Source organism: Micromonospora sp. WMMD1155 (assembly GCF_029581275.1).
GTDB lineage: Bacteria > Actinomycetota > Actinomycetes > Mycobacteriales > Micromonosporaceae > Micromonospora.
In genome coordinates this window covers 7304737-7326120 of record NZ_CP120742.1, presented here as the reverse complement: position 1 = coordinate 7326120, position 21384 = coordinate 7304737, and the positions used below count along the sequence as shown (strand labels likewise).

General features: G+C 67.8%; 20 protein-coding genes. 9 read left to right on the top strand and 11 right to left on the bottom strand.

Features of this window, described 5'->3' with window-relative positions:
* Window positions 1-39 precede the first annotated feature (39 nt).
* Entirely contained in the window at window positions 40-996 is a 957-nt protein-coding gene (locus O7617_RS33315; protein ID WP_282260626.1) for a tyrosine-type recombinase/integrase, read from the top strand.
* Window positions 997-1929: 933 nt separating this feature from the next.
* Here O7617_RS33315 and istB read toward each other — a convergent pair.
* The 3 genes from istB to O7617_RS33300 all read right to left on the bottom strand — a co-directional run bounded on the left by istB (window position 1930) and on the right by O7617_RS33300 (window position 5282).
* Window positions 1930-2718 carry an IS21-like element helper ATPase IstB gene (gene istB / locus O7617_RS33310; RefSeq protein WP_013730719.1) on the bottom strand — a complete coding sequence of 263 codons (789 nt, stop codon included), beginning with the start codon at window positions 2716-2718 and terminating at the stop codon, window positions 1930-1932.
* A complete protein-coding gene (gene istA / locus O7617_RS33305; RefSeq protein WP_282257169.1) occupies window positions 2718-3947 on the bottom strand; it encodes an IS21 family transposase in 1230 nt (409 codons plus the stop codon). The genes istB and istA overlap by 1 nt, the downstream gene beginning before the upstream one ends.
* 156 nt (window positions 3948-4103) lie before the next feature.
* Window positions 4104-5282: an IS701 family transposase gene (locus tag O7617_RS33300; RefSeq protein ID WP_282264936.1), complete on the bottom strand. Its 1179-nt coding sequence runs from the start codon at window positions 5280-5282 to the stop codon at window positions 4104-4106.
* Between the two features lie 604 nt (window positions 5283-5886).
* Between O7617_RS33300 and O7617_RS33295 the strand changes: the two genes are divergently transcribed.
* Window positions 5887-6969 (top strand): matrixin family metalloprotease, encoded by a 1083-nt coding sequence (locus O7617_RS33295; protein ID WP_282260625.1) that lies wholly within the window; start codon window positions 5887-5889, stop codon window positions 6967-6969.
* A gap of 982 nt (window positions 6970-7951) precedes the next feature.
* On the opposite strand, the gene O7617_RS33290 is transcribed toward O7617_RS33295, so the two are convergent.
* The 3 genes from O7617_RS33290 to O7617_RS33280 all read right to left on the bottom strand — a co-directional run bounded on the left by O7617_RS33290 (window position 7952) and on the right by O7617_RS33280 (window position 10338).
* Entirely contained in the window at window positions 7952-8893 is a 942-nt protein-coding gene (locus tag O7617_RS33290) for a tyrosine-type recombinase/integrase (protein ID WP_282260624.1), read from the bottom strand.
* Window positions 8894-9029: 136 nt separating this feature from the next.
* Window positions 9030-9608, bottom strand: a complete 579-nt coding sequence (locus O7617_RS33285; RefSeq protein WP_282260623.1) for an XF1762 family protein — start codon at window positions 9606-9608, stop codon at window positions 9030-9032.
* Window positions 9601-10338: a hypothetical protein gene (locus O7617_RS33280; protein WP_282260622.1), complete on the bottom strand. Its 738-nt coding sequence runs from the start codon at window positions 10336-10338 to the stop codon at window positions 9601-9603. Before O7617_RS33280 ends, O7617_RS33285 begins: the two co-directional genes overlap by 8 nt.
* 584 nt (window positions 10339-10922) lie before the next feature.
* Here O7617_RS33280 and O7617_RS33275 point away from each other — a divergent pair.
* From O7617_RS33275 to O7617_RS33255, 5 genes are all read left to right on the top strand, one after another.
* Window positions 10923-12395, top strand: a complete 1473-nt coding sequence (locus tag O7617_RS33275) for a S8 family serine peptidase (RefSeq protein WP_282260620.1) — start codon at window positions 10923-10925, stop codon at window positions 12393-12395.
* Window positions 12396-12428: 33 nt separating this feature from the next.
* Window positions 12429-13022, top strand: a complete 594-nt coding sequence (locus tag O7617_RS33270) for a hypothetical protein (RefSeq protein ID WP_282260619.1) — start codon at window positions 12429-12431, stop codon at window positions 13020-13022.
* 1 nt (window position 13023) lies between these two features.
* Window positions 13024-14379, top strand: coding sequence for a hypothetical protein (locus O7617_RS33265; RefSeq protein ID WP_282260618.1), 1356 nt, complete (start codon window positions 13024-13026; stop codon window positions 14377-14379).
* 915 nt (window positions 14380-15294) lie between these two features.
* On the top strand, window positions 15295-16326 hold the full coding sequence (locus O7617_RS33260; protein ID WP_282260617.1) for a hypothetical protein: 1032 nt from the start codon (window positions 15295-15297) through the stop codon (window positions 16324-16326).
* A complete protein-coding gene (locus O7617_RS33255; RefSeq protein WP_282260616.1) occupies window positions 16323-16691 on the top strand; it encodes a hypothetical protein in 369 nt (122 codons plus the stop codon). The genes O7617_RS33260 and O7617_RS33255 overlap by 4 nt, the downstream gene beginning before the upstream one ends.
* Before the next feature lie 166 nt (window positions 16692-16857).
* Here the strand turns inward: O7617_RS33255 and O7617_RS33250 are convergent, their stop codons facing one another.
* Window positions 16858-17400: an HAD domain-containing protein gene (locus O7617_RS33250; protein WP_282260615.1), complete on the bottom strand. Its 543-nt coding sequence runs from the start codon at window positions 17398-17400 to the stop codon at window positions 16858-16860.
* Window positions 17401-17482: 82 nt separating this feature from the next.
* Here O7617_RS33250 and O7617_RS33245 point away from each other — a divergent pair, with 82 nt between their 5' ends.
* A complete protein-coding gene (locus O7617_RS33245) occupies window positions 17483-18070 on the top strand; it encodes a hypothetical protein (protein ID WP_348774209.1) in 588 nt (195 codons plus the stop codon).
* Between the two features lie 381 nt (window positions 18071-18451).
* Here O7617_RS33245 and O7617_RS33240 read toward each other — a convergent pair whose 3' ends face one another.
* Entirely contained in the window at window positions 18452-18709 is a 258-nt protein-coding gene (locus O7617_RS33240) for a transcriptional regulator (RefSeq protein ID WP_269679776.1), read from the bottom strand.
* 65 nt (window positions 18710-18774) lie between these two features.
* Here O7617_RS33240 and O7617_RS33235 point away from each other — a divergent pair, with 65 nt between their 5' ends.
* Entirely contained in the window at window positions 18775-19404 is a 630-nt protein-coding gene (locus tag O7617_RS33235; protein WP_282260612.1) for a hypothetical protein, read from the top strand.
* Window positions 19405-19416: 12 nt separating this feature from the next.
* On the opposite strand, the gene O7617_RS33230 is transcribed toward O7617_RS33235, so the two are convergent.
* The 3 genes from O7617_RS33230 to O7617_RS33220 are packed head-to-tail and all read right to left on the bottom strand — an operon-like array spanning window position 19417 to window position 21192.
* Window positions 19417-20208 (bottom strand): hypothetical protein, encoded by a 792-nt coding sequence (locus tag O7617_RS33230; protein ID WP_282260611.1) that lies wholly within the window; start codon window positions 20206-20208, stop codon window positions 19417-19419.
* On the bottom strand, window positions 20208-20525 hold the full coding sequence (locus O7617_RS33225) for a hypothetical protein (protein ID WP_282260609.1): 318 nt from the start codon (window positions 20523-20525) through the stop codon (window positions 20208-20210). The genes O7617_RS33230 and O7617_RS33225 overlap by 1 nt, the downstream gene beginning before the upstream one ends.
* A gap of 4 nt (window positions 20526-20529) precedes the next feature.
* Window positions 20530-21192 (bottom strand): hypothetical protein, encoded by a 663-nt coding sequence (locus O7617_RS33220; protein ID WP_282260607.1) that lies wholly within the window; start codon window positions 21190-21192, stop codon window positions 20530-20532.
* Window positions 21193-21384: the final 192 nt, after the last annotated feature.

Genomic DNA, 21384 nt, shown 5'->3' with positions numbered 1-21384 from the left:
ACGCCGCTTATCGACCCCTTGACTCGACGGGTGACCGACATGGCTCTACTGGACCTCACCAAGCTCACGACCGACCTGTCCTCGACCTGGGCGGGATACCTGCGCGACTGGGACCGGACGCTGCGGGCCGGCAACTACCCGGAGACGACCCGGTACAACTACCTCCTCGCGGCAGCGCAGCTGGCCCGCTACCTGGCCGAGCACTCGCCAGACCCCGATGCCGCCGACGCCGCAGAGGACCCCACCGAGGTGACCCGTGGGCACGCGGAGGCGTTCCAGGCGTGGATGATCGAGACCCGGTCCGCGTCGACCGCGCTGAACAAGCACAAAGGTCTGCAGCAGTTCTTCAAGTGGTTGCTGACTGAGGAGGACATCGACCGCTCTCCGATGGATCGGATCCGACAGCCCAAGACACCACAGAAGCTGATCCCGATCATCCGGGACGAGGACACGAAGAAGCTCCTCGACGCCTGTAAGGGCAAGACTTTTCCGCACCTGCGCGACGAGGCGATCATCCGCCTGTACTACAACACGGGAGCGCGGCTGTCGGAGGTCGGCAACCTGCTGCTCGACGACGTCGACCTCAACACGGAGTCGGTGCACTACCACGGCAAGGGTGCCAAGGACCGCCGGGTGCGATTCGGGCCGAAGACCGCACGGGCCATGAGCCGCTACCTCCGGGCGCGAGGCAAGCACAAGGGTTCGGAGCTGCCGGATCTGTGGCTCGCCGATCGTGGCGGCCGGAGGTTGGCGGCCAACGGCATCAAGATTCGCCTGAAGCGGCTGGGCCTCGCCGCTGGCGTCGCGAACGTCCACGCCCACCGCTGGCGGCACAACTTCGCCCACGAGTGGAAGCGTGCCGGCGGGAACACCGGCGACCTGATGCTGCTGTTGGGCTGGACCTCTGAGGACATGCCCCGACACTACGGCGCCAGCGCGGCGGCTGAACGCGCCCAGGAGATCCAGGTGCAACTGGGCATCGGGGAAGGGGTGTAGACGTGGGCAACGCGGTCGGCCGACCCGGGTACGGGCTTGGCCGACCGCGTTACTGCTGCGACGACCGCTTCAGACGCCATGCGGTCCAGCGTGGATGGAGCAACCCGGCCGGGCATGAGTCATGCGTACTCAGATTTGCTCGGCGAGGATGCGCGGGAAACGCTAGGAACGCATGGGGCACAACGGGGCAAGCGCTCTCGCTATCAACCTACCGATTTCAACGACTACCGGAACAACGCCCACTCGCCACCTCAGCAGGATTGCGCGACCCAAGCCCCCCCCCGCTGCACTGCGGACTGGATCGCCGGAACCGTCCGCGCAGCAGTGAGCACGGAGCGCGGGGGCGCGTCCTGGCATTCGCATGAGAGCGTGGCGCAGCACCGCAGGTGCCGAACACCCATGTACGAGGCGGCCGGCGATACTCTGACCACCGTCTCTGATGATTGGGGAAACCATGAGGGTACGAGAGCCCGTGCTTCCTGACGCAGTACTGGCGCCCATGCGAGCGGCCGCCGTGGCTGCTGCCCGAGACGCGGGAGAGGTTACATCCGGCGAGTTGGCAGAGCGAGTCCTCGACGCGGTCGTGACGGCTCTGTTCGCCGCCACTGACGTCAAGGAGCAGATCCGTGATGTTCCACCAATCGGCAGCCTGCCTCCCGGTGCCACCATGGCAGACGTCCGCACCGAACGGCGGCTAGCGATGTTCACGCCACCAGAACCCTGCTCGGGCTACGGCTCACCGATCACCGCAGAAGTTTGGCTGAACGTGGGCTACGCCGAGCCGTCGACAACACCAACGGGCACGGACAAAAGGGTCTAGCACTCCAGCCGTACCTGATGAAGTCGGAGTCTTCGCTGGTAGTTGTCAACGCCGGCTGAACTTTGACCCCTCTGTTCCGGCCGAATTTTGACCCCCTCGCTGGTTGTTGATGTTCAGTCGTTGGTCTTGGTGGCTGCGGGAACGCGGCCGAGGTCGCGGTCTTTAAGCCGGTAGCTGTCGCCCTTCATCGAGATGACCTCGGCGTGGTGGACGAGGCGGTCGATCATGGCTGCGGCGACGACGTCGTCGCCGAACACTTCGCCCCAGCGGCCGAAGGGCTTGTTGCTGGTGACGATCAGCGAGGCTCGTTCGTAGCGGTTGGAGACGAGCTGGAAGAACAGGTTCGCCGCTTCGGCTTCGAAGGGGATGTAGCCGACCTCGTCGACGATCAGCAGCGGGATCCGGCCGAGCTTCACGAGCTCGTCTTGCAGTCGGCCGGCGTGGTGGGCGTCGGCGAGGCGGGACACCCATTGGGCGGCGGTGGCGAACGCGACCCGGTGTCCGGCCTGGCAGGCCCGGATCCCCAGGCCGATGGACAGGTGGGTCTTGCCGGTGCCGGGCGGGCCCAGGAAGACGACGTTCTCCTTCGACGCCACGAAGTCGAGGGTGCCCAGGTGGGCGATCGTCTCCCGCTTCAGAGAGCGTTGGTGCTCGAAGTCGAACTCCTCCAGGCTCTTGCGGGCGGGGAACCTGGCTGCCCGGATACGTCCCTCGCCGCCGTGTGCTTCGCGGGCGGCGACTTCGCGTTGCAGGCAGGCGGCGAGGAACTCCTCGTGCGTCCATGACTCGGCCCGGGCCCGCTCCGCCAGGCGTTCGACGGAGGCAGCGAGGGACGGCGCCTTGAGGGCGCGGGTGAGGAACGCGATCTCCGAGGCGACGTTGCGGCTGGTCTTGGCGGCCATCACGCAGCCACCTCGACGTCCAGGCCGAACATGCGGTCGTAGTCGCTCAACGGCCGGCGTTCGACCTGGGCGTCGACCGCGGTCGTCGGCTTGTGTTGGGCAGCGACGCGCAGGTCGGCGGCGGCTTGCCGGTGGGCAGGGTCGGTGATGCTCTGATGGCTTGCCCAGCAGCGGTCATGTCGGGCCACGGGCCGGCCGTCGGAGACCACCGTCACGTGGTCGCAGTCGGCGGTGACCTCAACCCGCCTGCCGACCACGGATGGGTGCACCGAGTAGTCGTTGCCGTCCAAGCGGACGTAGTGATCGCGGGGCAGCCGGGTGGCCTGGCGCCAGCCGACCACCGGCGCGACCGGTGGCAGTGACAGCATCGCGGCCCGGTCGGCGTCCCACCGGTCCAGCGGGCGGCAGCCCAGCATCCGGTGTTGGCGGTTGTTCGCCCGCACCAGCCAGTCGGTGAGCTGGGTGTTGAAGTCGCCGGGCGAGGCGAAACGGCGTCCGGGCAGGAACGAGGTTTCCAGATAGCCATTGGCCCGCTCGACCAGGCCCTTGGCCTCCGGGTCCGCCGGTCGGCACTGAATCACCTTGATGCCGAGGGTGCCGCGGAAGGCGTTCATCGCCTCGGTCAGCTGCGGCCTGCCAGCCCGCCACTGCCCGACGGCGGACTCGTTGTCCCACACCAACGCCTTGGGCACCCGTCCCCAGCCGGAGATCAGCGTCCAGTGCCCGACCAGCAAGTCCGGTGACTGCCGGGTCGGGATCATCACCGCTGACAGCCACCGCGAATACCCGGACACCATCACCAGCACCGGCGGCCGGCCGACCTGCCCGAAGCCCAACGGCACGTCCGCCGGCGGGAACCACAGATCACACTGCGCCAACTCGCCCGGCAGATACTCCGTCCGCTGGGCCGGGTCCGGGCGGCGGAACAACGGCCGCAACTGCTGCACCCGATCGGCGAACACCGTCTTGCCGCGGGCCCACCCAACCCGCTCCATGATCACCGTCGTCGGCATGTCCGGGAACTCCGCCAACAACGCCCGGATCTGCGGCTCGACCGCGTCCACGATCGAGCCCTTCGCCGCCCGCTGATAGCGAGGCGGCTCATGACTGGCCAAGGCCTTACGCACCGTGTTCCGCGAGACCCCCAGCCGGCGACAGATGGCCTTGATCGCCATCCGCTCCGCCCGGTGCAACCGACGGATCTCCGCCCAGTCCTCCACGCTCAGCACCTCCCGATGCTTCCGGAAGGGGTCAAAATTCAGCCGGAACCACGGGGTCAGTTTTCAGGCGGAGCCGACAGTAGTGGGCGGTTTTGGCGCGGTATCGGTGTCGGCGTCGCCATCGTGACCATTGATGGATGTGGTCGAAGGGTCGGATGGTGGTGATCAGGTGTGCCAGCAGACGTCGGACCTCACCGAGGGTGAGAGGAATGAGGTCGTCATCGTGTTCGGCGCCCCCTTTTGGGCGTGGGTGGCAGTGACGGCGAGGTAGGTATGGGCGCACAGAACGAGAGTTATGTGGCGGTACCAGGCGTCGTACCGACGCACCTGGTAATGATCAAGACCGACCTCGGTTCTGGCGGTCTGGAAGCACTCCTCGACCGCCCACCGGGTCCCGGCGATGCGGATCAGGTCCTCGTCCTGGGCGCCGGTGGGGCCGAAGCACAGGTAGTAGGCCAGGTCCGTGGGGTCGGTGATGCTGCGTCGAATCAACAGCCAGTGGCGGTATCCGTCGGCGGCGCCGGGCAGGGAGGCCACCGCCCAGTCGTAGAGCCGTGGCCCTTTGGAGCCGTCGCCGCAGCTGCGGCGCTTCCATGCCAGGGCCGGCGCGGCGGCGGCGAGGACGTCCGGGCGGGAGTTGCCGGCTATGGTCGGGACCCGCTGGTTGCGGGGCACGGCCAGGACGTAGCCGATGCGCTGCTGCTGCAACCAGGTCCGGAACTTCGAGTCCTGTCCATACGCCTCGTCCGCGGTGACCCACTTCGCGGACAGGCCGGCGGTGATGGCGCGTTCGATCATCCGCAGTCCCAGCGCAGGCTTTGTGGCGAACTCGACGTTCGCGGCAATGCCGGCTTCAGCGCGGCGGGTGGGGTTGTCGCACCAGCCACGGGGCAGATACAGCTCCCTGTCGACCAGGGTGCGCCCTGCCGGGCTGGCGTAGGCGAGGAACACTCCGAGCTGGCAGTTCTCCGTCCGGCCGGCCGTGCCGGAGTACTGGCGCTGCACCCCGGCCGACTTGATGCCCTTCTTCAGAAAGCCGGTCTCGTCGACGATCAGCACCCCGTCGTCGTGGCCGAGATGCTCGCTCACATAGGCGAACAGGTCGTCACGAACAGCGTCCGGATCCCACGCGGACCGGTTGAGCAGCCGCTGCATCCGGTCCGGCGTCGCATCGCCGGCGGCCTCGGCCAAGGTCCAGCCGTTCTTGCTCGCCAGGGGTGACAGCAGCCCGACCAGGTAGGTCAGCGCCTGGCGGCGCGGTTCTGCACGCCCGAAACGGTGCGCGAACCGCGCCAACAGATCATCCAAACCCGCCCGCCAGCCCACAATCTCATCGATCAGCACAAGCACGGGAGCCTGCCGCCGCTTCGAACGACCACAACAGACAGACGGTGCGATCGCCGGGCCACCGAACGGATAGCATCGACATGCGCGGTTACGCAGCCGGTACCACCAAGGCGTCGATCATGCTCATGAGCTGCCGAAACTCCGGATCAGGCAAATGCGGCTGGGGTATTAGCCGACCCGGGTGGGTGCGCCGTGGCGGGACGTGCCGGGAGCGCTACGGGTCCTGGGCGGCGGCGTACGCGGTGTTCCGCCGCTGCCAGCGTGGCGGGACCTGGGCGAAGATCCTGACTGCGTTCCTCCACGACTTCCCCCAGGCGGTATGCGCCGTGCGGGACGGTGCTTTACCGATGGTCCGGATGAGCCCTTATAGGAGCTTCCTGATAGACGGACATTAGATGTTGAAAGCCTGTTATCGACGGAACGAGTAACCCAAAGTTGCATCTTCCACGCGGAGAGTGGAACCGCTAGGGTATCGAACCATGGCCATTGATCGATGGCTTTCCCGTCCACGGGGGCTCTGCGCTGTCCAAGGAAGGACGGTTCTCTCTGGTTTGCTGCTGGCCGTCGGCGCAGCGCCTTCCACGATCCGAAGGGGGAACTGGTGCGCAAACACCAGGGTTCCAACAGAAGGCTGAAGGCAGGGCTTGTCGCCGCAGCCGGGGCGGCCATGATTGCCGTGCCCGCCCCGGCCCCGGCGGTAGCGGCTCCAACCGCGCTCGCTGCAGCCTGTGACGAAGCCCAGATCCCGGCTGCAATTCTTCTCAACAAGACCATCCCGCTGGTCAGTGATGAGTGCGACCTGCGCGGCAAGGTTGTCCGCGCTGGGGTGATCGGTGCCGCTGTTCCGCAGAAAGGCGAAGTCGTCACGGCGCACGCCTTGTACGTCGAGGGCGTTAAGACCGGCCCGGACATGCCGGACAGCGTCAGCGTAAGGGTCGACAAGGGTGCGGTAACGGTTGAGGTGCGCCACGAAGGTTCCGTCGCCCGCGGAGATGGACAGCCAAGCGGCGTCTCCCCTGGCCGGAGCTCTGGCACCAAGAACAACGGGTCGGCCCAGGCGACCGCCGCTACGCCTGAGTGCAGTCAAAATGCCTACAGCCTGATGGGTAGGTACAACGGCTACCACAAGTGGTACTTCAAGAGCGACACCGTTCCTGCCTACTTCGGCGGCGCGAACCTCGCCGAGACGGACATCCTAAGCGCCTCCTACAACATCGATGTCGGAATGAACGATTGCGGTCTGACCCAGACAATGGGCACGGACTTCGAATACGCCGGTTACACCCTGGACTATCCCGACATCACGTCGACGCCGGCTTGCGACGGCGCCCGGAGCAACAAGAACGAGGTCGCGTTCGGCCCGATCGACAACACAAACATCTTGGCCGTCACCTGCGGCTGGTCCTACTCATGGCCAGGCGACGACCCGATCCAGGAAGCCGACATCCTTTTCGCGAACCGTCCCAACCAGTTCTTCTACTTCCTGCCCTCAGGCTGCAATCAACGGTATGAGTTGCAAGGCGTGGCAACACACGAGTTTGGCCACGCGTTCGGGCTTGACCACGTCTCGGAAAGCTCGTATCCGGCATTGACTATGAGCACCAATGCAACGTCCTGTTCCTACCGTGACAGCTCCCTCGGCCTCGGCGACTACAACGGCCTGCGGGCCATCTACGGGTCCTAGGGCTATGGTGGTCAGATGGTATACAAAGCTCTTCGCTCAACCTTTGCGATAGCACTGTTGTCCATCGCTCTGACCGCGTGCCCCTCAAGTGGGAGCAGCAGTGAGGTCTGTGTAGAGGCCACACCAGGCGTCTCGCCGACGCCGTGCCATGACATGCCGACCGCCGTGATCGATCGATCCTGAGTGGCGCCGGGATGCCCAAGTTGGGCATCCCGGCGGTGCTTGCCGGTGGCTTCCCGACCCGGATTGACTCCGGCGCTGGTCAGAAGAAGTCTCGATCCTGGGCGTCAAGCGTTCGAGCAGAGCAGTCTGCCTAGACGAGAGCCGCCCCGCTACCACTGAACCGGATCCGCGAGACAGCTGTGGCACCCCATCGCCCCTGCTGTGGCTGAGTGCAGGCGCGTGTCCGTCACGTCAACGTAACCAGGGCCCTCTAACGTCGCAGCCGTGACAAAACGAGCAGAATTGGTGCTGCTCGGCGACTGAATCTGCTACCTGCCGTCAACAGTTGGCGCCGCCTACGTCCGTGCTGCCGGCGGTAGCGGAGTGTGCCGATGAAGGCTTGCGCAGATTGGCCACGACCTGGGGTCAGCGTCGGTGCGGATTTGAGGGCGGTTTTCTCTCGTAGGTGACCTCCCAGACCCAGTGGACCTTGTTCTCGACGTCGTTGAGCGGCGGGCTGGATTCGTATCAGGGCTGCGAATCTCCGGTACGCCGACGGCGGGACTTCCGGGACAGCTCCGCCAGCTGCAACATGTACGCCGTCCTGGCGTGTCGTGCCATTTCCGTGCGTACATCTGGATCGAGCAGGCCCTCGGGGTCGACCTGTCGTTCGAAGCGCTTGAGGAAGCCCTGCGTGCCGGCTGCCGTGCGGGCGCGGCGGTCGGTCGTTCTGGCCCAGGATGCGTGGGCGGCTATGCGTGCCCGGCGGCGACGCTGCTCCGGTGTCAGCCCCGTCGACCCGGCTGTCGGTTCGTCGGGCTCAGACACGCTCACCGATCCCGACACGGGATTGGCTCTCCTGGGCGCGTTCGGCGGCTGCGCTGGCGCCGTAGTGCCGGGGCATGTCGTCTGAGGTCCAGCCGAGCAGCAGCATCAGGTCGCCCGTGTCGCCGCCGGCGCGCTTCCACTCGTGGGCGAAGTTGTGCCGCCAGCGGTGGGCGTGGACGTTCGCGACGCCGGCGCGCCGCCCGCGACGTTTCAGCATGAGCTTGATGCCGTTGGCCGCTAGTGCCCGTGTGCCTCGCTCCGCGAGCCAAAGCTCGGCAAGGAGTGACCCTCTGTGCTGGGACCGCGTTCGGAGATAGCGGCTCATGGCCCGAGCGGTCTTGGGTCCCAGCCGTACCCGGCGGTCCTTGGCGCCCTTGCCGTGGTAGCGGACAGTGTCCGTGTCGGCGAGGCTGACATCGTCAACATGAAGGTTGGCGACCTCGGACAGCCGCGCACCCGTGTTGTACAGCAAGCGGATGATCGCCTCGTCTCGACGGTCGACGAACGCTCTGCCGCGACACGTGTCCAGGATGCGTCTCGTGTCGTCGTCCCGCATGATCGGTATCAGCTTCTGCGGCGTCTTGGGCTGCCGAACGCGATCCATCGGAGATCGATCGATCTCCTCCTCGTCGAGCGCGAGCCACTTGAAGAACTGCTGCAGAGCTTTGTGCTTGTTCAGGGCGGTTGCGGGTGAGCGTGTCTCCACCATCCACGCCTGGAACTCCTCGACATGTGCCCGGGCCACGGCGGTGGGATCGTGGGCTGCCTCCGACGTGTCAGGTGCCGATGCCGCACGGTCCTGCAGGTAGCGGGCCAGCTGTGCCGCGGCGAGCAGATAGTTGTAGCGGGTCGTCTCCGGATAGTTTCCGGACCGCAGTGACCGATGCCAGTCCTCCAGGAAGCCGCGCCAGGGAGTGGACAGGTCAGCGAGCATCTTTCCTGCGTCTATTGGCATGGGGTGACGCTCCAGGTCGAGCATTCGTCGAGGGCCGGCCGCAGGGTGCCGATGGGCCCGTCGCGGTGGTTGAGCAACCGATCTGCTGGTGCGTGCGCGGCTGTGGTGTGGCCGGTCACCGTGGGTCCTGTACCTCTCTGGCCTGCCGGGGGACGCGGTCGGCGGCTTCGGTTCGGGTACGCCAGTCCTCGGTGGTGACCTGCCAGTGTGTGCGGGTTGCGTCGCCGGTGCTGCGCGGCGCTCGGTGCCGGCTGAGCCGATTTTGCCCGTGCGCGGGAGGCGTTTCGGTGACGACCTTCCAACCCGCGGCCCGCAAGCCGGCGGCGGGCCTGTCGGTGCGGGTGTAGGTGATCATGCGTCGGTAGCCCATGCGCCGGGCGACTCGCCATGCGGCGGCAAGCAGGACCGAGTGCGCGTTGCGTGGCCCGTCGGTCGCCAGGCGGGTGACTTCGGCGGTCAGGCCGTCGTCGTGGTGGCGGACGTCGGGACGGCCGACCATTGCGACCCCGATGAGGTGGCCGGCTTGGTTGGTCAGACCGAGGGAAAACGTGTGTCCCTGCGGTCGTTCGCGCTGCTGATGGTGGCCGCTGATGTAGGCGCACGCCTGTCGGTAGCTGATTGGCCGTACCCGCGGACGGGCTGGGCGGCGACGCGACGGGCGGTGGTGGGCGGCAGTCTCCGGCTGGTCAGTCATGGTGGCCTGCTCGCACGACGAAGACCAGCAGGTGCAGGGTGGTCGGCCAGCCGTGCCGACTGGGCGCCGACGGATCGGCGTCTGCGCTGTCAGCAGTGGGGCCTTCTGGTGTGGTGACCGCGAGGACGTGCTGGAGGTAGTTCATCCCACCGGCGTGAGCCTCGGGGACAAGCCCGGCCAGGCGCACGATCTCGGTGGGCGCCGGTTGGGCTGAACGCTGCTCGACGAGGAGGACCGCGAAGCCGTCCGGGGTGATGACCAGCCGGAGGCCACGGAAGAGGTCGGCCACCGCACCGTCGACCGGCCTGGGTCGCGCGAGCGGCTGGGGTCGCGGCCAGCGCAGTACGACCAGGTCGACCTGCTCCACGGTGTCGAGACCGGCCAGGTCCGCATCATGGGTGACCGGACGGTAGGCGCGGCCTGCGGCAATGCTCTCGTCGCGAACGGTCGGGTCGTCGTCGAAGTCGACCACGGTTGCGCCGCGCCGGCTGTAGACGGCGATGATCCGACGAGCCAGGAGGCGGCGAAACGTGGACTCGCTGATCTTGCCAAGGGCGCCGCTGCGCCACACCGAGATCCAGATCGGCGAGCCACCGACGATGACGTCGACGTGAAGGAAGTCGTGGTGGTGGTCGAAGGTGGAGCTGTCGGCGTATGGGTCGGGTCTGCCGTCTCGGGACGATGGGTCCGGCCCGCTGGGATTCTCGGGTGTCGCGGAGGATCTGGTCATCGGTGGGTGGCTTCCACACCGGCTGGCCCGTGCTCACGACCACCAATATCGGTCGTGACGGTGGGTTTTGCTGGGGGAGTAGCGCGTTGGCTACCCAACCGTTGGCCAACGGTTGGCCAACCTCCGGTCCGGCGGTGGTGTCGGACTGCTGCGGCGGGTTGCTGACGAGTCCGGCGTGGATGGCGACCGTCGGATTACCTGCACGAGGTGTCGTGCCGGCTCGGCTGGTAACACAGGGTGGCGGGATCTTGACGCGTTGCGCTAGCGTCTCACCTGCAACGCGGCCGGTTGGTTGGCGGCCGTGCGGTGGAGGGCCGCCTGGCGGATCCAGCGCCACAAGAGACGGAAGGGCGTGAACTGGTGTTTGAGATCGAAGCAGCGACTGCCCTGCCGTCCGGGACGTTGGCAAGATTTTGAATGAGATCGGCGGCGCCGTCGGTGCTGGCCGCGCAGCGACGTCTCCACCGAGATGGGCAAGGCCAACCAAGGTGCGGGGCTGAGAACATCAGACGTGCGGCTCCGGTCCGGCTCGAGCCGGACCGGAGCCGCAACGCGTAGCTGGTCAACGAGGTTCGGGGAGTGCCGTGCGTACGGGTAAGGGTCGCCGATCGGGGCTGAAGTTCGCCGTCGCCGTGTCGATGGTCGGCGTGGTGGTCGGGTCCGGGGTGGTGGGCGTGCCAGCTCCAGCGTCGGCGGCCGACACGGTACGCGGTCTGCAGTGGTATCTCGACGCGCTGCAGATTCCGCAGGCTCACGAGATCACCAAGGGGCGTGGGGTGACCGTCGCCGTCATCGACAGCGGTGTCGACGCGACGCACCCGGCGCTCGCCGGCCAACTGGCCGGCCGCCCCGGTGCCGCCCCGGCGGGATCTCCGCAAGGCCAGATCGACCGGGATAAGGAGGCGGGACACGGCACGTCGATGGCCGGCCTGATCGTCGGGCGGGGCGGCGACCGGAACCGGCAGCTCGGCATCGCGCCGGAGGCGAAGGTCCTGCCGATCGCGCTGAGCGGCAGCGAGGGCAACGGCAACGACGCTGAGGTGGCGCGGGACATCCGTTGGGCCACCGACGCCGGAGCCGACGTGATCAGCCTGTCCATCGGCTTCGAGCAGCCCGCCAGCATCCGGATCGTCGAGGCGGTCCAGTACGCCCTGAGCAAGAACGTCGTGCTCGTCGCGGCGACCGGCGCGGGCGGTCGGACGGTCGACTCCCCGGCGAACGCGCCTGGTGTGATTGCGGTGAACGCGACGACACGATCGGGAGGCCTCGCCAGCGCCTCGGTCGTCGGCCCTGAGGTGGTCCTCGCTGCACCAGGTGACGACATCATCGCTCCCGTGCCGACGGTGGTGGAGGGCAACGGTTACGCGGTTGCCTCGGGCACTAGTCAGGCGACCGCCATCCTCGCCGGGGTGGTCGCGCTGGTGCGATCACGCTACCCGGACCTGGACGCGGCGAACGTGATCAATCGCCTGATCCGGACGGCCCGGGACGTGGGGGTGCCGGGTCGGGATCCGGAGTTCGGCTTCGGCGCGGTGGATGTGCTTGCGGCGCTGCAGCGGCCGGTGTCAGCCGTAGACGTCAACCCGCTGCTGGCTGCCGGCTCGCAGCCGGACGGAGCGACGGCCTCCCCCGCAGGCGGGCAGACTGAAGGGCCGGCTGTCGCCATCAAGGTTAAGAACAAGACCGGCATCATGGTCGCGGGCGTGCTGTGCCTGACCGTCGTCATCGGCGCGGTGGTGCTGGCCGTAGTCGTCGCCCGCCGTCGGCGCCGTCGCACCGCGCCGCCGGTCGGACCCGGACCGGGCAGAACGCTGGTGGGTGGTCCAGGGTTCCCGCTGCCCGGGTACGGCCACCCGGGCGTCCCGCCGCCCGGCTACGGCCTGCCGGGAGTTTCGCCGCCTCCGCGGTCGGATGCGCAGCATCCTCATCCACATCAGCCCAGGCCGCAGCCCGGACCCCCATTCCCTCCGCTCGCGGCGCTACCGGGGCAGCCCGGTGGATCGGGGCAGCCCGGGACCGCACCGCCCCAGGGCTTGGGCGGCCCGCACCAGCGCTGATACATCGCTGACCGATCGACGGGGAGGACGGAGATGAGCGACGAGGGCAACAGCCCACCGCAGGTGGAGGCCTGGATGCGGGTGCCGCCCGGCGTCGCTGATGCGATGCCGGCGGGCAGCCCGTTGCGGCCTATTGCCACGGTGGCTGCGCACGGGCCGTCCGTTGGGTTCCGCCAGGATGACGTCCGCGCCGGCGCAGGATCGGCGCCGTCGCAGCTCGTGGGTGGGCCCGGTCAGCGCGACGTTACCGAGTGGGAGGCGGACCGTCTGGAAGCGGCCGCCGACAACATCGAGCGGCATGCAAGCTACTTGCGCCGGCTCGCCGTCGACATGGAGGAGATCAAGGACCTGCTCGGCGGCGAAGCGGCGCTGGCTAGCCCGGGCGGCGCGCTGGGCGGCTTTCCCAAAGGGCTGAGCCTGGCCGCGGCGCACCATGCTCTGCACCGGACGACCTCGGAGTCGCTGACGAAGCTCTCCGACGACATGTACCGGGCGGCCGATGCGCTGCGCGAGGTCAAGCGCAAGTACGACACCGCCGAAGACGCGAACAAGATGTCAGCGCAGGAGATGCAGCGGACCTTGAAGGCCAGCGGCCTGGGTCTGGGTCCCAGCGCGGAAGGAGTCTGACGTGAGCGCCCTGAGCTGGGAGGACATGGCGCGGCAGGTGCTGGTCGCCGGCCGGCCGGCCGATATCACCAGCGCGGCGTTGGGCTGGCAGGCGCTGCTGGGCAACGTCGAGGAGGTGAAGCGGCTGGTGGACGCCGACGTCATCGACCTGGGCGAGAGCTGGAAGGGCCCGGCGTATGACGCGTTTCGCACGCACATGGAAGGGCTGATCAAGCAGGCCGAAACGATTGTGGACGGCGCCCGGGAGTCGGGCGGCGGTCAGCACAGCATCGTGACCGTCCTGCAAACCGCGGCGCAGGATCTGGAGCGTGCGCAGAAAGCGATGCCGGTCCCACAGGGGTGCGTGGGTGACCTGGCGGCGGCCCGCAATGGTGCCATAGTCATCGAGACGGGGCTGTTCGAGGCGAGCATTCGTGCCGACTTCGCGGGTAGTTGGCCGATGGAGAAGCTCGGCCAGCTCAACGACCGGATCGGCGAATTCTTCAACAACAACACCGAGAACGCGCGCAAAGCCTACGACCAGGTCAGCGACGACTACACAGCCCGGGAACGGGAGACCCCCGGAGGTGCTCCGTCGAAGCAGCGCACTGACAGCGGCCCGACCGGAGTGGACCTGCAAGGTCCGACGGGCACCGGCGGTGCCGGCCAGGCAGCCAGCCTCGGTGGAGGGCCTTCAACCGGCGGTCTCGGCGGTGAACCTCCTCTGGGAACCGGTCACGTCAGCTCTGGCGGGGCAGGTTTCGGCTCGGGCACCCACCCGGACCTCTCCGCCGGCACTGGCGGCTACGACGGCAACGCCCCAAGCGGCAGCGGCGCGTCCTCGGGCGTCGGCAACGACCTCGGTGACGGCGTTCTGGCCGGCGAGTACAGCAGCGGCTTGGCCGGGGCAGGCGCAGGTACGGGAACCCTCACCGGCGTGAACTCCGGGTTCGGTGCCGGCGGTGGCGTGCCCAGCGCGACTGGCCTGGGCGCTGGGGGCGGTGGCCTTGGTGGCACGGCAGGCCTGGGCGGGGCCGGTGCCCCCATTCCGGGCGGCGGTTCCCTGGGCCGCCCGGTCAGCCTCGGCATGTCGCCGATGATGGGCGGCGCGGCTGGTGCCGGTGGTGCCGGGCGCGGTGCCAATGGTCCGTCCAGCAGGGGCGGTGCGGCGATGGCACCTGGCATGGTCGGCGCGGGCGGCAGGGGTGGGTCCGGCACGGGCTCCCGTGCTGCCGGCGGTGGCGTCCGGGGCGGCCTGGCTGGGACGAGCAGCGGGGCCGACGACGGCAACGAAGAGTCCCAACACGGCACCTGGCTCAGGGAAGACGACGACGTATGGGGCGCGGACGACGACGGCACGGACGGCGTGTTGCGCTGAGGCTCGCCATTGACCAGCGCTCCGCACGTTGACGGCAGCGGTCGTCCCTGGGGTCGTGCCCGACAAATGATCGCGGCAGACTCATCCGGAGAACAGGGATAGCGACGTGCCCGCCAGGTCAGCCCAACAGCGGGGGCGCCGTCACCCAACGACGGCGGGTTTCGGCCCAACGGCGGCTGGCTGCCTTCTCCGGTACCGCGAGGGTCATTTATTTCGGTGGGCCATGTCTGACGGTTGGTTGGCACCCCCTGTGAAGTCACCGTGGCACTGCGGGTGAATTCGCTCGCTCGGTCGGCTCATGGGCGACAGAATGGCTGCGATCATGGTGGTCGGCGGTGGGAGACGGGGGCGTCGGTGGGCGCGATGTCGCTGGGCACAGTGCTGCGGCGGTGGCTGCGAGCCATGTCCGTCGGCTCGAGCGAGTTGCCTGAACGTGACTACCTGCCTGACCTGCCGGCCATCGAGTGGGTGCGGGCTGCGGCCGGCGGTGCCGATCGAAGCGTTAGCCCCGCGGAGGTCTCTGCCGTGTTGCTGACGGTGGCCCGCGACGGTGAGCCGGGCCTGCGGGCCGCGGCTGTGGATGCGCTTGGTTCCGCTGAGGCGCGGTGGTGGTTGGCGGTGGATGAAGCGCTGCGGGAGCGGTGGTGGTCGGCGCCGCGCTGGTCGCGGAGCCTCGCGGCGGACCTGGCTGACGGTGAGGTGGAGTTACTGCGCCTGGTCGTGGCCGGTTGCCACCGTGACGGGCGGATCCGCGAAGCGGCGGTCGCTCACCTGGCTGATCACGCGCACCCGGCTGCGCTGGCGGTGCTGGCGCTTCGGACCGCCGACTGGGTGGCCGAGGTGCGCCAGCGGGCAAGGGCGGCGGTGGATGGTCGGCTGCAATCATCGCGGGAGTCGTTGACCCAGCTCACGGAGATGGCGTTCGCGCTGCGCGGTCGGGGTCAGGGCGCCTGGTTGGCCGAGCGCGTCGACGGTGTCCTGCGGGACCTGCCCTTGGACGGCTTGGAGCCGTTGCTGGCGGCGCGGGATCGTCGAACCCGGCGAGCGGCGTACCGGGCAGCGACGGCCGGTGGCCTGTTGAGTGTGAGCCGGTTGATCACGGCGGCGATGAAGGACGACGACCTGCCGATCCGGTCCCTGTGCGCCCGTGGTGCCGTTCAGGCCGCGACGGGCCCGGCTGAATTGCGGGGGTTGCTGGTCAGCCGTACTGCGCTGGTTCGGGCTGAGGCGCTGCAGGCTGTGACTGCAGTCGGTGATCTGGGCGCTGCTGAGGCGGCGTTGCCTGACCGGCATCCGCTGGTGCGGGCGATCGCTCAGGCCGCGCTCCGCCGCGGCGGCGTGGATCCGGCAGAGGCCTATCGCCTGCGTGCTCGGCGGGAGGCGCCGGCGCCGGGAGTGATCGCCGGGCTGGGCGAGACCGGTGGCGTCGAGGATGCCGGCCTGGTTCGACGGTGGCTGGCGCATCCACGTGCGCGTGGTCGGGTCGAGGCGGTCCGAGCGCTGCGTCGCCTCGGCGTGACCCGGTCGGCCGAACTGGTGCCACTGCTGCGCGACGAGTCTGGCGCAGTGACCCGCCAGGTGGTGGCGGCCCTGCGCCACGACCTCCCCGCACTTGACCCGGAGATGCTTGAGGCCCTGCTCAGGCCGGGCAACGCGCCGCATATCCGGTTCGCGGGCTACCGGTTACTGGTCGCGGGGAACGCCTGGCAACGGCTGGTCACCAACCTACGGCTGATCGATGATCCCAACGACCGGTTGCGCGGCAGCGCGCGGGCGGACCTCACCGCGTGGCTCAATCGGCAGGCCGCCACGACCTATCACGGTCCATCCCGCGATCGTGCCGCCGAACTCGACACGCTGATCGAGCGTGCTCGTCCGATCCTGGGCGAGGACAAGGTCCGGCTGCTGCGGTTCCATGCCGGCCTGCCCCATCAGGCGGCACTATGACCGGCGACGACATGCCTCGCCCGCTCAGCGACATCGAGCGGGACGTCATGGCGCGGTTGTTGTCCGTGCCGTTCCCTGGGCGCGACGAGTTGCGTGCGCAGTTGCCGTTCGCCGCAGTCGAGGGTCGGTGCGAGTGCGGCTGCGTGACCGTCAACCTTGCTGTGGGCCGTGCCGCAGCGCCGGCTCCGGTTTTGTCCGGTGCACCGGTCTCGGCTGACATCAGCAACGACGAGTTCTACGCCGGCATCGTCCTACTCGTCGATGGTGAGGGCTATCTGTGCTGCCTGGAGGTCTACTCCATCGGTGACGAACCCGTGCGGCGGCTTCCACCGGTCGAGCAGATCAACGCCCGTCCGCAGAGGTAAGCCTCAGCCTTCAGATGGACGGACGGCGCAGCAGCCGGACGCATCATTAACCGCACGGTCTCGGGCTGATGTCGGACCAGCGGCCGCCGGCCGGTATCTGGGTGAGCCTAGTGAGTCTGTCGATTTGAGTCGTCGGCGTGTCGCGGCACCCAATCTGGTTGGGGATTCACGCCGCACCACGCGGCGGTGTGTCACGAATCCTGCGTAGCCAGTCCATCAGTGCGGCGTAGTCAGCATCAGTGAGACCCTGGCGGGGATCGACGCGATGAAGCAGGGCGTGTCCGGCGTGATGTGCTGACACCCAGGCTCGGTCGGCGTCCGTGATTCCGTCGTCGACCCAGGCGAAGGGGCGGCCTGCAGCCCAATCAACGAGGGCGCGGGTCTTCCAGTGCAGCCCGTTCCGCTCGTCCTGCTCGTCGGTGTCGGTCGGCTCCGGCCAGATCACCACCGCCAGCTGCGGCAGACCGATCCGCGGCGCGATGGTCTCGTTCGCGTCGTCCATCCATGTCGTGGCCCAGACCAGATCGCACCGTAGCGCCGTCAACCGGGGTCCGTGTTCGGGATTGATCCTGCACAGAAGCGGATTCGAGCTGGTCTCTCGTGGTGCAGTGCCCGTCTCGCAAGTTAGGTATTGCTGCGGTCCACCGAACGGAATGAGGGGTCCGTCAACATCGAGGAAGAGCAGCGGACGCCCTGCAGAGCTGGTCACGGCAGCACGATATCGGTTCATCCTGGCCGGCCCGAAGCACTATCGTGCCGACGTGATCAAGGGTGATGGTGCTCGACTGGGCATGGAGGCGGCGCGTCGACTCGTGCAGACCGGGTGTTGTGAGATCGCGCCGGGCCTGACGGATGAGGAGTTCGATCGCATCGAGCGGACGTACGGCTTTGAGTTCGCCAATGACCATCGCGCGTTCCTTGCGGCGGGGCTGCCGCTGAACGTCCCGTTCGAGCCGGAGGAGGGCGTGTCCTATGCGTGGGAGAGGCCCTGGCCGGACTGGCGCAACGGTGACCCCGGTGCCATTCGTGAGCGCTTGGAGTGGCCCGTGGAAGGGGTGCTCTTCGACGTTGAACACAACGCGGTATGGCACGACACCTGGGGCGATCGGCCGGCAGGCCGAGATGAGGCGTTGGAGACCGCGCGGCTCAAGCTTGCGCAGGCGCCACGGCTGGTACCCGTCTACGGACATCGGTTCCTGCCCGCCGGGCGTGGAACCGTCGGGCACCCAGTCCTCTCGATTGTGGAGACCGACATTATCTACTACGGCATGGACCTGCTCGACTACGTCCATCAGGAGTTCGGCGGCACGGGTATGGACAGGACAGATCAGCGCTGGAACCCGAAGGCGACGGTGGCGTTCTGGCGGGACTTCCTCTGATCCGTCCGGCACGCCGGGAGCAACCTCGACCCATGCCGCAGTCGTAGCCCTTCCGGCGTTCAACTGACCGCGCGCCAAACTTTCGAGGCTCCCGACTGCTCGGTCACCGCGCCGTGCTCGTACTGGAAAGGGGCCCGTAGGGCCGATCGCAGGCGTCCAACGCGACCTGCGGGCAAGGACAGCCATCGGTTCTGGCCTGTCGAAGGCCCGTTCCACCGCATCCCCCCCTCCGGGCCTCGCTCCGGGTGAGCGTTAAACCTCCTGTAGATCGCTGGGCGGCTCAACACGCCAGTGGTGCGATCAGCAGATCCACGGAACGCTACGGTCCGATGGCGCTCACCTGCTCAGCCACGTCAGGTCAGCAGGGTCCGGGAGTCATCTTCACCGTCGCCGCAGGAAGGCGTAGACGATTTTGTTGGAGGCGAACTCTGAGATGTTGACGAGGTCCCAGCCGAACTGGCCGAGGACCTCGGCGGCAGCAACCGCTTCGCTGACCTTCTCGCCGCTGACGCCGTGGTGGGAGACCACCGCCAAGAGACGATAAGGGTACGTCCGAAGATCAGCTTGGCCCTGCAGGACCGCCCGGGCGGTGACCATGCGGGTCCGGGCGATGTGCTCCGGGGTCTCTGCTGCGGGCATACCCGGCACCATAGTGGCTCGTCGCTCGGGCAGTCTGCCAGCCGCGCAGCCGGTATGTTCGAGAAGTGTCTGCGCTGGCCGGTGTTTCTCGTCTTGTCGTGGCGCTCGTTGCGGTGCTCGCCGCTGCCGCCTGTGACGGTGCCTCGGCTCCGCTGAGTGCGCCGACGGCCGGGCCGGCCACGAGCAGCGTTGCCTCCACCGCGCCTACCGCCTCGGCCGGCCCCAGCTATCGCGCTCAGGATCTGGAGTTGTGCAAGCGTACTGATCTTCGGCCGTTGGCGGAGCTGTCCCTGACGGTGGCCCGTACCGATCCGAAGCCGCCGCTGGGGCAGCCGGGTGCGTCGTGTCTGTTCGAGATGCGGACGAAGGACGGGTATCAGGCGAATCTGCGGGTGGAGGCGTCCACGCCTGTCAGTGAGCAGGAGGCTCGGTTGCTCTACCGGGCCACGGCGCAGGTGACGGTGATGACTCCCGCCGGCGTCATCACCGGCGTGGGCGACGAGGCCGAGGCCTTCACACGGCGGTCCGAGCCTGGCTTCAAGTACGCCGAGTACATGGTCCGCGCGCGCACGGGCAACCTGGTGGTGAAGGTCTGGTTGGCCGTCGGCGGAACCTCATACGCCGCCACCGAAACACTCGCGTCGAAGGCGCTGACGTTGCTCAAAGCGACCCAGGCGGCCGTACCCACGGTGTGATGCCCTCGTCGGTCATCCCCGGACGGCCTCCGGCCACCGCCCCCCGGGCAGCTTCGAATGATCGCCGACCTGCGTCGCGATGTCCCGGACGTTGCCCAGCGCGTCGACGAAGCGCTGACCGATGGTGAGCAGAACGTCCAGGCCGGCAGTGACCAGCTCTCCGACCGACTCGGCGAGGGTGGAGATGGCCCACGGTAGGTCGATGACGGTTCCCCCTTCACCGGCTGCCTGTACCAGTTTGCCGACCAGGCCCGTCACGATCTTCGCGAGTTCTACGGCGTAGTCGACGTTCGCCTTGGCGATCGTGAACAGCCACTGGCTGATGAACTCGGACTTGACGACGGACTCGTCGACCGCGGCCTTCTGCTTGAGTGCCTTGGCGTTGTAGGCACTCGCGGCGTCGCCGGTCCACTTGGGCAGGTTCTCGTTGGCGGGGTCGGTGGTGGCGGACGAAAGCTCGGAGACCGGGGTCTTCACGTCGTTGACCCAGCGGAAGCTGACCTCGATCAGCGAGAGCACCGGCAGTTGATGCTCCAGGGCCTGCTCGACGCGGTCGAGGACGGCGTTCAGTGCCGTTTTGGTGCTGTCCAGGCTGTGCTTGATCCACAAGAGTGCTGCGGGTCCGAGGAGCCACTTCCACTGCTGTACCTGCTCGACGATCTCATTGAACTTGGCGATCGCTGTGTCGATGCCGGAGCGGATGTGGTCGAACGCCTTGTTGAACGGTTCCCCGTACTCGAGATCAGTGGTGCCTGGCTGCATGGGGTGCTCCGTGCCCTCTCCGAACGTCGCGCGCTGGGTCACTAGGCCTTGTAGATCTTGTTGAGGTCCAGTGAGACGACCTCGTCGGCCCGGTCGTACTCGTCGGCGATATGCCGCAGGGCCTTACCCACCTGTTCGAATTCGGTCACCGCCCCATCCAGGACGCCGACCATGAAGGTGTGGAAATCCCTGTATGCCAGCGAGTGGACGACGACGTTCGCGTCACCGATGAAGAAGGCCGACGGGTCGAGGTGGAGCTGCTCTGCAGCGACCTTGATGGCGGCGACGCGGTCGGACAGCGTCAGCCACTTACTTCCCTCATCGCGTAGCGAATCGGTGATGACGTTCAGGTCAGCCATCTCACTACCTCACGAGTCCAGTCCGTCCGGCGCGGGCCAGCTCGAACGCGCGGAAGAGGGAACGGGCCTCGAACTGCAACTGGCCCGCGTCTGCCCGTGCGATCCGCCGGACGTCGCCGGTGATGCCGATGATGCCGCCTCCGCGGATGCGCAATGTCAGGCAGCCGTTTGGGCTCGACATGCTCGACTCGTCCGTCCGCGTGGTCCGCCGCGCCGCAGCGTCCAAATCCGCGTCGAGGTCGGACAGTGTTCGCCAGGTGTCGCGCAGCCACGTGTACTCGTCGACGTCCCGATCGGGGCTCCTGTCGAGCGGCTCCTGACCCGACGCCGCAGGATCTCTCTCCTGCGTCTGTAGATGAAGGAGCGCCGCCGCTTCGAGGGCAGCCTGCACGGCGGCGGCGTACGCCTCGAAGAGCGCATCGGCGAACCCGCTGGGGCCGAGGCGGCTGCGCCAGTCGCGAGCGATCGTGACAGCCGAGACCTCTCGTTGGGTGTCGACCACCACGCGGACGGAGCCGGAGTGGTCCGCTCCGGAGCAGTCCGCGGCTCGCAGCTCACGTCCCGTCTCGCGCAGCGCACGATCGGCCTGCTCGCGCAGGACGGAATCGTCGCCCAGGAAATCCAGGCTTGCCAGTTCGGGGCGTTCACGCCTGCTGCCGTGCTGCATTCGCCCCCGGCCTCCTGCTCGTCAACGCTTTCCGTAATTCGCCCGCCACGGCGAGGTAGGACCACGGTACGTGAATGACCAAGATCCGTGGGACCCCGGGCGCTGGGCTGGACGTCTCGCCACGGCGAGGACATTTGTCGCGGCAGAGAGGCTCCCGGGGAACCGCGCCGATCTCCGCAGCGGAAAGCCGGA

What these genes read in the sequence shown, in the direction of transcription:
- O7617_RS33280 (WP_282260622.1), bottom strand. Translation starts at nt 10,338, where the DNA reads ATGACCAGATCCTCCGCGACACCCGAGAATCCCAGCGGGCCGGACCCA.
- istB (WP_013730719.1), bottom strand. Translation starts at nt 2,718, where the DNA reads ATGGCCGCCAAGACCAGCCGCAACGTCGCCTCGGAGATCGCGTTCCTC.
- O7617_RS33285 (WP_282260623.1), bottom strand. Translation starts at nt 9,608, where the DNA reads ATGACTGACCAGCCGGAGACTGCCGCCCACCACCGCCCGTCGCGTCGC.
- O7617_RS33255 (WP_282260616.1), top strand. Translation starts at nt 16,323, where the DNA reads ATGACCGGCGACGACATGCCTCGCCCGCTCAGCGACATCGAGCGGGAC.
- O7617_RS33290 (WP_282260624.1), bottom strand. Translation starts at nt 8,893, where the DNA reads ATGCTCGCTGACCTGTCCACTCCCTGGCGCGGCTTCCTGGAGGACTGG.
- O7617_RS33270 (WP_282260619.1), top strand. Translation starts at nt 12,429, where the DNA reads ATGAGCGACGAGGGCAACAGCCCACCGCAGGTGGAGGCCTGGATGCGG.
- O7617_RS33245 (WP_348774209.1), top strand. Translation starts at nt 17,483, where the DNA reads ATGGAGGCGGCGCGTCGACTCGTGCAGACCGGGTGTTGTGAGATCGCG.
- O7617_RS33315 (WP_282260626.1), top strand. Translation starts at nt 40, where the DNA reads ATGGCTCTACTGGACCTCACCAAGCTCACGACCGACCTGTCCTCGACC.
- O7617_RS33240 (WP_269679776.1), bottom strand. Translation starts at nt 18,709, where the DNA reads ATGCCCGCAGCAGAGACCCCGGAGCACATCGCCCGGACCCGCATGGTC.
- O7617_RS33225 (WP_282260609.1), bottom strand. Translation starts at nt 20,525, where the DNA reads ATGGCTGACCTGAACGTCATCACCGATTCGCTACGCGATGAGGGAAGT.
- O7617_RS33220 (WP_282260607.1), bottom strand. Translation starts at nt 21,192, where the DNA reads ATGCAGCACGGCAGCAGGCGTGAACGCCCCGAACTGGCAAGCCTGGAT.
- O7617_RS33260 (WP_282260617.1), top strand. Translation starts at nt 15,295, where the DNA reads ATGGCGTTCGCGCTGCGCGGTCGGGGTCAGGGCGCCTGGTTGGCCGAG.